The sequence below is a fragment of the Actinoplanes sp. NPDC051411 genome (genome assembly GCF_040682075.1).
Classification (GTDB): Bacteria; Actinomycetota; Actinomycetes; order Mycobacteriales; family Micromonosporaceae; genus Actinoplanes.
In genome coordinates this window covers 48,015-63,101 of sequence record NZ_JBFBAD010000031.1, presented here as the reverse complement: position 1 = coordinate 63,101, position 15,087 = coordinate 48,015, and the positions used below count along the sequence as shown (strand labels likewise).

The following is a 15,087-nucleotide window of genomic DNA, read 5'->3' as shown; positions in this document are numbered from 1 at the left end:
GGTCCGGCCCCCCCCCCACCCCCGGGCCGCCGCGGCCGCCCCCCTCGACTGGGACGTCCGCGTCGACTCGATGACCAGCCGCGCCCACGGCGAACCGGTTACGCCACTTGGTCATCGCTCCAGCGGTGTGCTGGTGGGTGCGCACGATGCTGGAAGTCCACGCTGACGATCCCTTCGAACCGGACGTCAGCCGGCGGTGATCGCGGGGACGGCGGCGGTCAGGGCCCAGTCGTGGCCGATGTCGGCGGCGGTGCGGAGCAGGTTGGGCAGATGCTCTTCGAGCAGGGTGTCGACGCTTGTCTCGGCGGCGTGGACGGTCACGTTGATGGCGGCGACGACCTGGCCGTCCCCGTCGCGTACGCCGGTCGCGACCGACCGGATGCCGGGCGCGAGGTCCTGATCGGCCAGTGCCCAGCCCTTCGCCCTCACCTCCCGCAGGGAGGTCTCCAGTTCGGCGGCCGAAGGCTGCCACCGGGCGGTGATGCCGGAGCGGGAGGCCTCGCCGAGGACCGTCGCGACCGAGGCCGGCGGCAGCGCCGCGAGCAGCACCTTGCCCATCGAGGTGGCCGGGGCCGGGAAGCGGGTGCCGATGGTGACCGCCAGGGTGACGATCTTCGGGACGGCGACCCGGGCCACGTAGACGATGTCGGAGCCGTCGAGCTGGGCCATCGACGTGCTCTCGTTGGTGCGGGCGACCAGCTTCTCCATGTGCGGGCGGGCGATGTCCCACATGTTCAGCGCGTTGACGTAGGCCATGCCGAGCTCGAGCACCCTCGGCGTGAGGGCGTAACCGCGGCCGGCGCCCCGCACGTAGCCGAGCTGTTCCAGGGTGATCAGGATGCGGCGGACGGTGGGCCGGGCCAGCCCGGTCACCCCGGCGATCTCGCTGAGCGTCATCGACGGGGTGGCCGGGCGGAACGAGCGGAGGACGTCAAGACCGCGGGCGAGTGCCTCGATGAAGTCCGGCCCCACGCCCCGGCCCGCCGTATCAGTCATTCCGCAAGTTTTTCATCCGTCTTGCCGGGCTCGAAGTCGGAGTACTGGTAGGGGTTGTCGAACATCTCCGAGTCGGGGATCTGCGGGTTCATCCCCCGCTGCCAGGCCTCCTCGCCCAGTTCGCCGCGCAGGTGGTCGACGGTCGCCTCGACCTTGGCGCGGGCCGCCGCGAGATCGGTGCCGACGAGCTTGCCGTCGCGTTTCACGACGTTGCCGCCGACCATCACGGTGTGCACGTCGGCGCGGTTGGCCTGGTAGACGATGTGGCCGTACGGGTTGAGGATCGGGAACATCGCCGGCGAGGCGTCGTTCTTGATCAGCACGATGTCGGCCTGCCGGCCGGGGGTGAGCGCGCCCAGTTTGTCGTCCCGGCCGATCGCCCGGGCGCCGCCGCGGGTGGCGAACTCGACGACGTTCTCGGCCCGCAGGTGGTGGTTGGTGACCGTCTCCTGCTTGCCGTGGGCCTCCATGTGCTCGCGCGAGCGGTCGGCGCTGAGCGTGGCCCGCATCGCCGCGAACAGGTCGGCGCTCCACCACACGCTGGTGTCCATCGACAGCGACACCGGGATGCCGTGCTTGCGCAGCTGCCAGGTGGGCGGGTAACCCTGGCCGGCACTCTGCTCGCTCTCGGTGGAGACCGAGACCGAGCCGCCGGTGGCGGCGATCCGGCTGTACGAGTCGTTGGTCAGTGTCGCCGCGTGCACATAGATGGTCTCCGGCGTCATGAAGCCGTTCTCGTGCATCATCTTCACGCCGTTGTCGTTGGTCGCGCCCCAGACACCGACGTGGGTGTTGACCGGCACGCCGAGCTCGCGGGCGGCCTCGAAGGCGGCCTTCTCGGGGAACGCCGGGTCGCCGGGCACGTCGAACGCGATCTGGAAGCCCTCGAGCTTGCCGTGGTCGACGCGGCGGCGCACGAAGTCGCGGAAGCCGGGCGAGTTCGTCCACTCCCACGGCCCCTGCTGGATGTTGCCGTAGGCGAGGATGAACCGGCCCGGCACCGACTCGAGCGCGTCGACCGCGGCGTCGGCGTGGTCGGGGGTCTGCAGGCCGTGCGACCAGTCGACGCTGGTGGTCACGCCGGCGTCGACGGCCTCGATGGCGGAGAGCAGGTTGCCGGCGAAGATGTCCTCGGGGCGGAACAGCTTGCCCGATTCGAGGTAGTACCAGACGAAGTACTGGGTGAGGGTCCAGTCGGCGCCGTAGCCGCGCATCGCGGTCTGCCACATGTGCCGGTGCGTGTCGATCATGCCCGGCATCACGATGCCGCCGGAGGCGTCGATCTCCTCGGTGCCCTCGGGCACGTCGAGGCCGGTCCCGATTCGTTCGATCTTGTCGCCGACGACCAGCACGTCGCCGCCGGGGACGACCGTGTGGGAATCATCCATGGTGATGACCAGGCCGTTACGGAAGACCACCGGCCGATCGCTTGAGCTCATCGCCACTCTCCTTCGAGTTCAGCGGACCGGCGTCCGCCTGACGGACAAGCCGGTTCGCGTCACTGTGCTCCCGGACACAATCCAAGTCAAGGGAATGTTTGACATCGCCTTTCACGAGGGGCACGCTGGTTCAGCGGACGAACGTCCGCAGAACGGGCGGTGTTCATGCAAGCGCACCCTTCGGGCCCTCTCGACGGCCTGCTCGTCGCCGACTTCTCGCGGATCCTCGCCGGGCCCTACGCGACGATGCTCCTGGCCGACCTCGGTGCGCAGGTAATCAAGGTGGAGAGCCCGGGCGGCGACGACACCCGCACCTGGATGCCTCCGGTCCGCGACGGCGTGGCGACGTACTACCTGGGCATCAACCGCAACAAGCGCTCGATCGCCCTCGACCTGAAGAACCCTTCCGATCTGGCCGTGGCCCAGGAACTGGCACGCCGGGCCGACGTGATGATCGAGAACTTCCGGCCCGGCGGGCTGGCCCGTTTCGGTCTCGACTTCGAGTCCGTCTCGGCCGCCAACGAGAAGATCATCTACGCCTCGATCAGCGGCTTCGGCTCCGGCGCGGGTGCCTGGATGCCGGGGTACGACCTGATGGTCCAGGCCATCTCGGGGCTGATGAGCCTGACCGGCGACCCGGACGGCCCGCCCTACCGGGCCGGCATCTCGGTCTTCGACGTCATGGCCGGCATGCACGCCAACATCGGCATCCTGGCCGCGCTGAACAGCCGGAACACCACCGGCAAGGGCCAGCACGTCGAGGTCAACCTGCTCAGCTCGGCGCTGTCCGGCCTGGTCAACCACTCCAGCGGCTACGTCGCCGGGGGCACGGTGCCGTTCCGCATGGGCAACGCGCACCCGAGCCTCTTCCCGTACGAGCCGCTGCCCACCTCGGACGGGGAGCTGATCGTGATCGCGGGAAACGACGGGCAGTTCCGCAAGCTCTGCCAGGTGCTCGAACTGCCCGAGCTGCCGGACGACCCGCGGTTCGCGCACAACCAGGACCGTACGGCCAACCGGGCTGTTCTTCGCCCGATTCTCGTCGAACGCCTGGCCTCGAAGACGAAAGACGAATGGTTCCGCGATCTGCTCAAGGCCGGTGTGCCGTGCGCGCCGATCAACACGGTCGACGGCGGCGTCGCGCTGGCCGACGAGCTCGGTCTGGATCCGGTCGTCGAGGTCGGCGGCATCCCCGGCGTCCGCAACCCGATCACATTCTCGGAAACTCCGGCCCGATATGAACTTCCGCCGCCCGGACTCGATGAACATGGTGAGGAGATCAGGCGATGGCTGACGAGTTGACATTCCCCACCGGGCTCGGCACGTCCGACGCCGACTCCATCAGGCTGATGGGCCAGGACCTGGCCCACGACCTGATGGGGAAGGTCGGCTTCGGCGAGCTGGCGTTCTGGCTGGTCGCCGGGCGCCGGCCCAGCCCAAGTGAGGTGCGGCTGTTCGAGGCGGTCCTGGTCGCGCTGGCCGATCACGGGTTCACCCCGACGGCGATCGCGGCCCGGCTGACGTACCTCTCGGCGCCGGACTCCCTGCAGGGAGCTCTCGCCGCGGGCCTGCTCGGGGGCGGTTCCCGGTTCCTCGGGGTGACCGAGGACTGCGGCCGTTTCCTGGCCGACACCCTCGTGGCGGCCGGCACCGAGCGCGACTACGACGTGATCGCGCTCGCCGCGGTCCGCAAGGCCAAGGAGAAGCACCGGTTCATCCCCGGGCTCGGCCACCCGGTGCACAAGGTGCAGGACCCGCGCACGCCGGTGCTGATCGAGATCGCTTCGGCCGAAGGCCTGCGCGGGCCGCACCTGCGCCTGTTCGAGGCGATCGGCCGCGTGCATCCGTCCATCTTGGGCCGGACGCTGCCACTCAACGGCGCCGGGGTGTGCGGCGCGGCACTGGCCGACCTCGGGCTGCCGACCGACCTGTTGCGCGGCTTTGCTTTGCTGGCCCGGGCCGCCGGGCTGCTCGGGCAACTGGCCGAGGAGCGCCGGCGCCCGATCGCGAACGACATTTACATGACCGTTGACCGGAATGCTGTCTACGAACCCTGAAGGACGAACCGAATGGCTGAAATCGTCGCAGTCATCGCCTCGACGCATCACCCGTTCTACTATCGGGCGAGCACGTCGACCGGCGAAGAGCGGCCGCCCTTTGCCGACGAATGGACCGCCAAGATCCTGGCGTTCCGGGAGACCCTGACCCGGGCCAACCCGGACGTGCTGGTCATGGTCGGCTCCGACCACTTCCACCAGCTGTGGCTCGACAACATGCCCCAGTTCCTGGTCGGCAAGGCACCGATGTACGACGCCAACTGGTACAACGAGGAACGCGAATTCGGCCTCCCGCGCCTGCGTCTCCCGGGCCAGGAAGACCTTTCGGCGCACATTCTCCGGGCCGGCCTGGACGAGGGCTTCGACCTCGCGTTCAGCAACGAACTGCGCATCGACCACAGCATCACCTGCCCGATCATCACGCTGCGGCCCGAGGCCGACCTGCCGATCGTGCCGATCTACACCAACATCTTCGCGCCGCCGCTCCCCCAGCCGTCCCGCTTCGTCAAGCTCGGCGAAACCATCCGGCAGATCGTCGCCGAATGGCCCTCCCACCTGCGGGTCGCGATCATCGGCACCGGGCACCTGTCGCTCGAGCTGGGCGGTCCGCGCCAGTTCGGCCCGCACGGCCCCGACCCCGAATTCGACGCCAAGGCGGTCGAATGGATCGCCAACGGCGACCTCGACAACTGCCTGCGCGAGGTGACGCTCGACAGCCTCCACTCGCCGGGCAACGCCACCCACGGCTTCATGGACTTCATGCTGATGATGGGCGTCGCCGGGGCGGGCCGGAAAGCCGACTACGTCGACTCGCTCGACCTGTTCCACACGATGGAGGCGTACTTCACCTGGTACCCGAACGGAGCGCCGGCATGAGCAGGTATCTGCTGAACAAGTTCCTGTTCACGGTGGACCGGGACCCCGCACTGGTGGAGCGCTACCGCTCCGACCCCGCCGCCCTGGTCGCCTGGTGGGAATCGGAGATGGCGAACCAGCTGCTCAGCTGCATCGTCGACGAGCGGTCCACCTGGCTGGCGTTCGACGATGTCGAGCGCGCGGCGTTGATTTCGCGCGACCACGTCAAACTGTTCGAACTGGGTGCACACCCGTTCCTGACATTGACGCTGTTCATCGCCCTGTTCGAGCGCGAGAACACCGAGCCGCTCGAATATCAGAAGGCGTTCGGCGCGCGGCTGCAGCATTTCAGCCTGCCCTACCCGGACATCGCGACATAGCCATGCCTTCCAAAATCACGGCGGCGGTTCTTCGCATCTGCGGCGAGCCGCCGGCCGTCGAGGACCGCCCGGAGCCGATCGCGGCCCCGGGCGACCTCGCGGTCGCGGTGACGGCCGCGCCGATCACCCCGCTGGACCTGCTGTGCGCTTCCGGCGCGAGCTATTTCGGTACGCCGCAGACACCGTACGTTCCCGGCGTCCAGGGAGTGGGCCGCCTCGTCGACGACGGCAGCCCGGTCTGGTTCGCGACGTCGGCGGGCATGCGGCCGGGCGACGGCAGCATGGCGGCCCGGGTCGCCGTCCCGCCGAGCGACGTGGTCCGGCTCCCCGCGGACGTGCCGTTGCCGTTGATCGCCGCGCTCGGGCTCTCGGCGGTCGCGGCGCTGCAGGCCCTCCGCCTCGGCAGCCGCCCGCCCGGCGCCGCCCCAGGTTCGCCTTCTGAGGGCGAGTTCGCGCTGCCGGGCGCGCAGGTGCTGATTCTCGGCGCCGGCGGCATGGTCGGCCAGGCCGGCATCCAGCTGGCCCGCCTCGGCGGCGCTTCGCGGGTGACCGCGGTGGCCCGCTCCGCGCGGGCTCGGGCGCGGGCGTTGGAGCTGGGCGCCGACGAAACCGTAGAGCTACGGGCGGACGACGACCCGGCCTCGCTCGCGAGCCGCCTCGGCGGCCCCTTCGACGTGGTGCTCGACCCGGTCTTCGGGGTTTCCGCGGCGGGCGCGCTCCGGGTGCTCCGCCCGGGCGGCCGCCTGGTCAACCTCGGCTCCTCCGCCGCGGCGACCGCACCCATCGACTCGGCGACGCTGCGCAGCGGCATGCTGCAGGTGCTCGGCTACACCAACAACTCGCTCACCCCCGCCGAACGGGCCGCCGCCCTGACCACGATCGCCGCCTACGCCGCGGCCGGCTCACTGACCGCCGACCACGAGGTGATCCCCTTCGCCTCGGTGACCGACGGCTGGTCCCGCCAGGCCGCGGGCACCGCGACCGGCCGCATCGTCCTCGCCCTGTAAGCCCACCGGCACGGGCCCTCGTGATCGGCGGGCAGGCCCTAAACTCGGCTGATGATCAAGATCGAGAGCGTCATCTTCGATTTCCACTCCACGCTGGTCGACGGCGGTGAGACCGAGGCCTGGATCGACGCCGCCCGGCAGCGGCTCGGGCGGCCGGCACTCCCGTTGCCGGAGCGGGAAGCGTTGAGCGCGTACCTCGATCAGCTGTGGCAGCACGCCCACACGGTCGACCCGAGGAGCGAGCGTGACCTCAGCCCCGACCGGCACCGCGACGTCTTCGCCCGCACGATGGCCCTCTTCCCCGGCATCGACGAGGACCTGACCGGCGCCCTCTACGACACGATGACCGGACAGTGGCGGGCGTTCGAGGACTCCCGGCCGGTTCTGCGGGAGCTGAAGACCCGCGGCGTCCGGATCGCCGTCCTCTCCAACATCGGCCTCGACATCCGCGACTGCCTGGCGGACAACGGCCTGGACCGGTTCGTCGATCAGGTCGTGCTCTCGTACGAGGTCGGCGTCGTCAAGCCCGACCCGGCCATCTTCGCTCTGGTGCTGGAGCGGCTCGGCGCGACGGGCGAGCAGACGCTGATGGTCGGCGACGGCCCGCGCGACGACGTCGGCGGCGCGGCTCTCGGCATCCGGACGCTGATCCTGCCGCGCACCCGGGGACCGGTGCACGGCCTCGAGGCGGCGGTACGCCTCATCTAGAGGAGCTGACATCCTGAGCGACTACCTTGTGACGGGTGACCGACCTTCGTAGCCTGCTGCAGCGACATGTCGACGACGGGGCGTACCCGGGAGCGGTCGGCCTCATAGCCCACGGTGACCGGATCGAGGTGGCGGCGGTCGGCCGCCAGTCGGTCGGCGGCCCGCCGATGACCGAGGATTCGATCTTCCGCCTGGCCTCGATCACCAAGCCGGTGACGGCCGCCGCGGTGCTGATGCTGGTCGACGAGGGCCGCCTCCGGCTGGACGATCCGGTCGCCCGGTGGATCCCCTCGCTCGCCGACCCGATGGTCGTGCGCACGCCGTCCTCCCCGGTCGACGACGTCGTGCCGGCGAACCGGCCGATCACGGTGTTCGACCTGCTCAGCTCGCAGGCCGGCTACGGCTTCGCCTCCGACTTCACGCTGCCGTCGATCCAGGCGCTGGCCACCGTCCAGACCGACGGCCGCATCCCGAGCACGTTCCCGCCGGCCGACGAGTGGACGGCCCGCCTCAGCCGGCTGCCGCTCGCCTACCAGCCCGGCGAGGCCTGGCTCTACGACACGTGTTCGACGCTCCAGGGCGTACTGGTGGAAAGGGTGACCGAAGGCGCCCTGCCCGATTTCCTGGCGGCGCGGCTCTTCGGCCCGCTCGGCATGGCCGACGCGGGCTTCTTCGTGCCGCCGGCCAAGCGGGCGCGGCTCACCAGCTACTACCGCCCGGGCCCGGAGCTGGTCGACCGGCCTGACGGTGAGTTCGCGGCGCCGCCGGTCTTCGCGCTGGGTAATGGCGGCCTGTGTGGCACGGCGTCAGATTGGTTGGCCTTCGGCCAGATGCTGCTGGCCGGCGGGGCCGGCCTTCTCACCCCCGATTCCGTACGCCGCATGACCGCCGACCACACGACGGCCGCCCAGCGCGCGACCGGCGAGCTGTTCCTGGACGGGCAGGGGTGGGGTTTCGGCGGCTCGGTCGACATCGCGCGCACCAACCCGTGGAACGTGCCCGGCCGCTACGGCTGGGTCGGCGGCACCGGCACGTCCGCCCACATCGACCCGTCGGCGGGCACGGTGGCCGTCCTGCTGACCCAGATGGGCGAGGACAGCCCGGTGGCGCCGCGGTGGATGCGCGATTTCTGGCGTTACGCCGCCGCCGGGTGACGGGCCCCGGCTACACCTCGGCTCCATTGATTCCCAAAGCCAGCTGACTCACCAGATCCTCGTTGCTGTCGGTGGATTTGATGCTCTGGAAGGAGTCCAGAAAAAGAGGCAGCGATGCGTGTCGCCGGGTCAACATCACCGGGATCACCTTCAAACCGCGCCGGATAGATTCGCGGATAACTATTTCTTGCTCGCGATCCTGCCACGGGCCGACGGTGCCACCCACGAAGACGGCCACGACTTTGATCCGGGGCAGCACATGCTCCAGCCGGTTCTGCCATCTCTCGCCCGGCTTGATCTCGCGTACGTCCATCCAGGGGAGAATCGCATTGTTTTCCAGCCTCTCGGCGATCTCCTCGACCTTTCGCCGATTCCTTCTGCTGTAGCAGAAGAACACGTCGTAGTCCCCCATGAGACGCTTGCCCTTGATGGTCGTGCTTCCCACCTCGGCGTCACGACGACTGTCCGCGTGCCGGTTCATGTCGGTCAGGCGCTCCGCGGCGATCGGGGTGGCGGCCGGCTCGCCGTCGACCAGCGAAACCGAAGTCTCCTCGCACATCGGGCATCTCATCCGGGAGTCGCCCCGGTTGCGGCGCGCCTCGGCGAGTTCGCTTTCGACCCGGTACCCGCAGTTGTCCAGCGCGCAGTGATACAGGCGTTGTCGTCGCGTGGAACCGGGAAGGGCGCGGTCCTCGAGATGGAGGCGAACGTAGTCCTCGAACAGTCGCTGGGTCTCGGAGCTCACGTCGCCCTCGAAAAACAGGTTGAGCACGCCGACCGCCTCGTTGGGTTGCTCAAGGGTGAAGCCGACCTTGCCGCCGTGGCGTACTCGATAGGTCGCCAGGTCACGCCACATCTCGTCGCGCTCGAACATGGCGGCGTAGGCCAGACGGACCGCCAGCGTCGCGTAGATGTTGGACACCGGGCCCTCGAACTCGAAGGAGACCGCCGGCCTCGGGCACGCCGTCGAAACCGGCCGGCGGCGCGTCAACTGGGAAGGGAAGATCAGGCATACGTCGCCGTCGACCGGTTCCCGCATGGCGATCTCGTGCCGAAGTAGCTCCTCGACCGTCGCCACCAGCAGAAGCTTCTCGTCACTCGCATCCTTCAGCCGTTCATCGCTCCGGGGCAGGAACGCGCCGGACAGGGCCGTCTTCTCGCTTACGTACCCGAGTCCGTCGGGCTCGGAAAGCGCGGCTTGAATCAGCCACGCGGCGTACGCGTCCAGCTTTTCCGGCTGGAGCAGGAGCAGGCCGCCGAAAGACAGGCGACGGACCAGCCCGCGGGCTTCCAGCAGTCCGACGCAGGTTCGGAACGAAGGCTGGACGGTTTGATCCGTGATGTCGTCGGCCTGCCCGCAGTACAGCCGGTAGAGGTCCGTCTCGGTCGGCAGGACCCGCCCGACCTCCTTCTGGGTCGTCAAGAAACTTTTGATCTCCTGAAACAGGTCGTTGGAGATCGCGACCGGCAGGGCGGCCCAGTCGATCGAGCGCTCGATGGCGGACGCCAACTCGCGGATACCGCGGGAGTCCCGGGCCGAGGTCTCGAAGTAGGCGGAGAGACCGAACTCCTTGCAAATTTCGGCCATGCGTTCCGGGGAGGCCGGAATTCCGCCCCGGTCGACGCGGGCCCCGACCAGGAGTTTGTGTTGCGTGGTGGTGACGCCGAGCACGGCCCGGCTGTGGTTCAGCGCTTTCACCCAGTACCGAACACCCGAGAACGGGTCGACGTCATCCTTGGAGTCGAACACCAGCAACGCCACATCGGCCTGGCCCAGATGCAGCTGATGAATGAGCCGGTAGCCGGACTGGCCGGCGAGATCCCAGAGTAATATCTCGCGGATCTCGTTGCCTTCCTCCGGATCGGACGACTCCTCGCTCCGGAAAAGGTATACGTGACGCGCGTGTGTGGACTCGGTGGTCTCGAATCCTTTTCCGCTCAGCACGAGCCCGAGGCCGGACTTTCCGACACCCGATTCGCCCATCAGGACGACACGGGCGTTCACATAGCGCTTGCCGGTCTCGGTTCCCGAGCTCAGGAGCGTTTCGACATCGAGCTTTATCAAGTCGACGGCCGGCGTCCCGAACTGACTCACGGCCAGGATGGGAAGCAACGGATGAAATCGAACTCCGCCGGTGTGGCCTACCGGATAATCACCCAGCTCGACAATGGCTTGGCACTGCCATGTATCGGTTCGCCACAGTCGAAGCGTCCCGTCGTCCGATTTCGACGCCAGCAAGCGGCCGTCGGCCGAGAAGCTGACCCCCGTCACGGCGTCGGTGTGACCTTCGAGCGTCGCCGTCAAACGCCCCAGGACGGCCGAGAATATATAGATCGAACCTACCCTCGAAGCCTGTGACAGGTAGGTGCCGTCCGGCGACCACGCTATGTCGAAATTCGCCTGTACGTTGTGGTTGTGGCGCTTGCGGGGGCTGCCGGATTCCGCACCGGTGCGCAACTCGACAGCGCCGGTGCTGTGCCCGGTGCAGAGAAACTTCCCGTCCGGAGACCAGGAGATGAAGGTGGCATCAGTCCGAAAGGCCGACAATTCGTCCATGTCCGGGCTGATGTCGAAGGTGCGGGCAACACCGTCATTGCCCAAGATGGTGAGGTGGCGATCAAGCCCCCAGAACGCGAACGGCTGGGTCACTCGCGGCGCGACATGAGGCACAACTCCTTCCGGAGAGTTCAGCCGAAGCAGACGCACCTGGTAGTTCTCCGCCACGCAAAGCAACGTCGCGTCGATCGGCGACCATGCGAACACCAACGGAGTATCGGAGTTCAGCGGTTCCGAAAGGCCCGCACTGTCCACGACCATCCCGCCCTCGCCGTCGACGGCGAAGAACGCCAGGCGCCGATCCGACGATCCTCGGCACGCCACGGCCAGAAACGCGCCGTCATGCGACCATTCGAGGTTCCCGATCATTTCCGTCTCGACGGAGATCCTGGCGCGACTCACGAACCCGAGATCTTCTCGCAGGTCGTTCATTCCGTAGGTACCGCGCTGGCCCGCGTCCGGTTCGGTGAGTCCGCTCCGCATGGCGGCGACCCTTCTATGATCATCTTCCGCTGGATGACGACGCATCGTACCGGCGATAATTGATCTTGCCGCAGGAGGGAGTCGCCCGGGAATCGGCCATCGAACAAGAGAAATCGCGGACCCGATCACCAATTGCGCCCGTGGGCAAGGCGCCTATTGGAGATACGGCTCAGCCCGCTGAACCCGCGCGCGAACATCCGATTGGGGCCTGCCTACGCGGCGAGGCCGTTCCCGACCGGGCGCGGTGACGAGGCGGCACGACCTCACCGGCGCACAATGGGCCCGGCCGGAGCCGCTGCCGCCTGCTGCGCCGGTGCAGGGTGGTCCGCCGAAATCGACAAGAAGGCACCTCAGAATCGCCCGGCGGGATCCATGACGAACCCGCTGACCACGCGCTCGGCCGATCGCGGAGACGGATTGACTACCAAGACTCAGCACCACGCCGTCGAGTACGGCATCAACCGCCTCAAACGCAAACCGCGGCGCCGTCCGCTCCCAAGCCGTCGCCGCCATCAACGAATGGCTCTGAACCGACCTGTCAAACGCGGCCTAGCTGGCGCGTGATTCGGGGCCGGCCGGGCGGATCCCGCGCTCGACCGCGGTCAGCCGGTTCCGCAGCGGTGACACGTCGACGCCGGAGAGGCCGTCCAGTGTGCGCGCGGCCGCCCGGATCTGGTGCTCGGCCCCGACCCGGTCGCCGGCCCTCAGCAGCGCGTCGCCGGTCGCGGTCAGGGCCTCGACCTGCCGGTACAGGTCGCCGATGCGCTCGCTCAGCAGGACGGCACGCCGCCCGTTCCGGATGGCGTCCGGGTGCGCTCCGAGGCCGCTCTGGACGGCGACCAGGGTGATCAGGGTGTCGCACTCGGCTTTCTCGTCGTGGGCGTGCACGTGGATGGCCAGCGCGGCCTCGCAGTGCCGGAGCGCGAGCTGGGGCCGGCCCGCCGCCAGATATAGAGTGCCGAGGCCGCTGTGGGTCTGGCCCGTGCCGCGCTTCGCGCCGAGCCGCTGCCGGATGGCGAGGGCCTGGTGGAAGCTGTCGGCCGATCCCTGATAGTGCCCCAGGCGCAGGTACGCCTCGCCGAGCCAGTGCAGGATGACCGCCTCGTCGACCGGGTTGCCGATCTTCCGGCAGATGGCCAGCGCGTCGCCGTAGATCTCGATGGCGCGGGTGACCTGGCCCAGGCTGACATAGGTGGCCGCGAGGTTCTGCAGGCAGATGCCCTCCTCCTCGATGTGCCCGGTCGCCGAGGCGAACTCCTGGGCGGCGATGAACGCGGCGATGGCGCGGTCGTAGTCGTGCAGGGTGAAGTACGTCGTACCGAGATTGACCAGCGTCCCGATCTGGCCCTTCTCGTGGCCGTCGTTGCGGGCCGCCTCGAGCGCCTGCTGATTGAGCCGGAGGAGGTCGGCCGGGCTCCCGTGGCGCTCGAACATCTCGTGCAGGACGCCGGGGATCTGCCAGCCGTACCGGTGATGGCCGTTCCGGTCGGCCCAGAGGCTGAGGACGCCGAGGTTGTCCCGCTCGGTGTCGCACCACTTCATGGCCTCGGTGTCGATCGCGAAGGTGATCGGCCGGACGCTCGGATCGTCCGGCAGATCGGGCATCGGCGGCCACTCGGGGGCGATCACCGCCATCGCGTTGGCCGCCGACAGCAGATAGAAGTTGAGCAGTCGTCGCTGGTCTCTCGCGGTGTCGGCCGGGTCGTCCTGGGCCGCGGCCTGCCGGGACGCGTAGCGGTGCAGAAGACCGTGGAACCGGTACCGGCGGGCGGTGTCGTGGTTGATCATGTGTGCCTTGGCCAGGACGTTGAGCCGCCCCTCGACCTCCGCCAGCGGATCGCCCGCGATCGCCGCGGCGGCCTCCGGGCTGATGCTGCTGCCGGGGTGCAGGGAGATGCGGCGGAACAGGTGGGCCACGTCCGGGTCGAGCGCGTGATAGGACCAGTCGAAGAAGGCGTTGAGGCTGGCCGCCTGGTCGTCGCCGTCGGTCGCGTCGAGCAGGCGGTGCCGCAGCTCGTCGACGAGATCGCCCAGGCTCGCGAGGGGACGCTCGGCCACCCGCTCGCCGATGACCCGGACAGCGAGGGGCAGGCCGCCGGACAGCCGCGCCAACGCCGCCAGGCCGGCGCCGTCGGTCGCCGCCCGTTCCCCGACGATGCGGGCCAGCAGTGCCCGGGACTCGTCCTGCGGCAGTGGGGCGGCGACGACGGTGCGTACGCCGTCCCGGATCGTGAGCGCACTCAGCCGGACCCGGCTCGTGATGATGGTCAGGCACTTCATCGACCTCGGGATCAGGGGCCGGACCTGAGCCGAGTCCCGCACATTGTCCAGGACGACCAGAATCCGGCGGTCGCCGACGAGTTCCTCGTACCGGTCCCGGCGTTGTTCCGGTGTGACCGGTAATTGACCGGACGGGACGCCGAGGGCACGCAGGAATCGATCGAGCACGTCCTCCGGATCGATCGGCGCGGCGTGGCCGTAGGCCGCCGCGTCGAGATAGAGCTGACCATCGGGATACTGATTCCGCTGACAGTGGGCCCAGTGCACGGCCAGCGTGGTCTTGCCGACGCCCGGCATTCCGGTGATGACGACGACGTTGTTGCCGCTCAACTCGGCGAGAAGAGATTCCCGGCCGGTGAAGTCGCCGATGTCCGGCGGCAACTGGCGGGGAATTCTCCGCGGGGGAACCCGCACCGGGCTTTCGTCGATGTCCGGCTCGGTGTGCATCTCTTTGCGGAACCGGCGCTGGAAGGCGGCCACGAATCGCCGGGCCTCGTCGCCGCGGCCGACCGCGCGCAAGGCGCCGGCCCAGCACCGGGCGAGCCCCTCGTCCAGGTCGTGGACCAGCACCAGGCTCTCGAGCTGGGCCAGCACGGAATGGTGGTGTCCACAAGCCAGCCGGCACTCGGCGAGCAGCCGGTGGGCGTCGAGCAGATGCTGGTTGAGTGAGGTGCGAACCTGTTCGGCGCGCGGCCCGCGAAGTTCGGCCAGCGGCTCACCCCGCCAGAGCAGAAGGGCCGGAACGAGGATTTCGGCGGCTTCCCGCCGGTCGCCCCGGCCGGCGGTGGCCCGCGCCACCGCCAGCCGCGTGCGGAACCGGTGCAGGTCCACGATGCCCGGGTCGACGTCGAGGCGGTACGCCCCGATCCCCGGCACCCGCACGAGTGCCCGGTCCAGTCCGGCCTGGGCCAGCACGGCGCGCAACCGGCTGGCGATCGAATAGAGCGTCGGCCGATGATCCGCGGTTCCCCGTGGATGCCACAGAAGGTCGATAAGCGCGTCCGCCCGGACCGGTTCCCCGACCCTGTGTAACAAAATCGAGAGCATGCCGCGCTGCTTCGCCGGCCCGAGCGGTACAGATCTTCCGTTGTCGATCAGTTGGGTCGAACCCAGGATGCCGAATTCCACGTGCGCCCCCATCAACGCGTAACAAGGCCGCTACTCATTGTGT

The 15,087-nt window shown here is 68.9% G+C and carries 11 protein-coding genes; 7 read left to right on the top strand and 4 right to left on the bottom strand.

The genetic code is table 11. The features are described from left to right. Positions 1–186: 186 nt before the first annotated feature. Both AB0M88_RS19085 and AB0M88_RS19080 read right to left on the bottom strand, forming a co-directional pair. The gene (locus AB0M88_RS19085; protein WP_364103392.1) at positions 187–996 is read right to left on the bottom strand and encodes an IclR family transcriptional regulator C-terminal domain-containing protein; all 810 of its coding nucleotides are present in this window, start codon (positions 994–996) and stop codon (positions 187–189) included. Further along, complete coding sequence (locus tag AB0M88_RS19080; protein ID WP_364103389.1) at positions 993–2,435, bottom strand: amidohydrolase family protein; 1,443 nt, start codon at positions 2,433–2,435, stop codon at positions 993–995. The genes AB0M88_RS19085 and AB0M88_RS19080 overlap by 4 nt, the downstream gene beginning before the upstream one ends. Before the next feature lie 165 nt (positions 2,436–2,600). On the opposite strand from AB0M88_RS19080, the gene AB0M88_RS19075 reads away from it, so the two are divergent. The 7 genes from AB0M88_RS19075 to AB0M88_RS19045 are packed head-to-tail and all read left to right on the top strand — an operon-like array spanning position 2,601 to position 8,596. Further along, positions 2,601–3,737 (top strand): CoA transferase, encoded by a 1,137-nt coding sequence (locus AB0M88_RS19075; protein ID WP_364103460.1) that lies wholly within the window; start codon positions 2,601–2,603, stop codon positions 3,735–3,737. After that, positions 3,722–4,492, top strand: a complete 771-nt coding sequence (locus tag AB0M88_RS19070; protein WP_364103386.1) for a citryl-CoA lyase — start codon at positions 3,722–3,724, stop codon at positions 4,490–4,492. The genes AB0M88_RS19075 and AB0M88_RS19070 overlap by 16 nt, the downstream gene beginning before the upstream one ends. Positions 4,493–4,504: 12 nt before the next feature. Beyond that, on the top strand, positions 4,505–5,368 hold the full coding sequence (locus tag AB0M88_RS19065) for an extradiol ring-cleavage dioxygenase (protein WP_364103383.1): 864 nt from the start codon (positions 4,505–4,507) through the stop codon (positions 5,366–5,368). Then, positions 5,365–5,727, top strand: coding sequence for a hypothetical protein (locus AB0M88_RS19060; RefSeq protein WP_364103380.1), 363 nt, complete (start codon positions 5,365–5,367; stop codon positions 5,725–5,727). Before AB0M88_RS19065 ends, AB0M88_RS19060 begins: the two co-directional genes overlap by 4 nt. 2 nt (positions 5,728–5,729) lie before the next feature. Then, positions 5,730–6,734 (top strand): zinc-binding alcohol dehydrogenase family protein, encoded by a 1,005-nt coding sequence (locus AB0M88_RS19055; protein WP_364103377.1) that lies wholly within the window; start codon positions 5,730–5,732, stop codon positions 6,732–6,734. 51 nt (positions 6,735–6,785) lie between these two features. Further along, a complete protein-coding gene (locus AB0M88_RS19050; protein ID WP_364103374.1) occupies positions 6,786–7,442 on the top strand; it encodes an HAD family hydrolase in 657 nt (218 codons plus the stop codon). Between the two features lie 35 nt (positions 7,443–7,477). Next, a complete protein-coding gene (locus AB0M88_RS19045; protein ID WP_364103371.1) occupies positions 7,478–8,596 on the top strand; it encodes a serine hydrolase domain-containing protein in 1,119 nt (372 codons plus the stop codon). Positions 8,597–8,606: 10 nt separating this feature from the next. Here the strand turns inward: AB0M88_RS19045 and AB0M88_RS19040 are convergent, their stop codons facing one another. Further along, positions 8,607–11,636 carry a TIR domain-containing protein gene (locus tag AB0M88_RS19040; protein ID WP_364103368.1) on the bottom strand — a complete coding sequence of 1,010 codons (3,030 nt, stop codon included), beginning with the start codon at positions 11,634–11,636 and terminating at the stop codon, positions 8,607–8,609. A gap of 549 nt (positions 11,637–12,185) precedes the next feature. Next, a complete protein-coding gene (locus AB0M88_RS19035) occupies positions 12,186–15,044 on the bottom strand; it encodes a tetratricopeptide repeat protein (RefSeq protein WP_364103365.1) in 2,859 nt (952 codons plus the stop codon). Positions 15,045–15,087 lie beyond the last annotated feature (43 nt).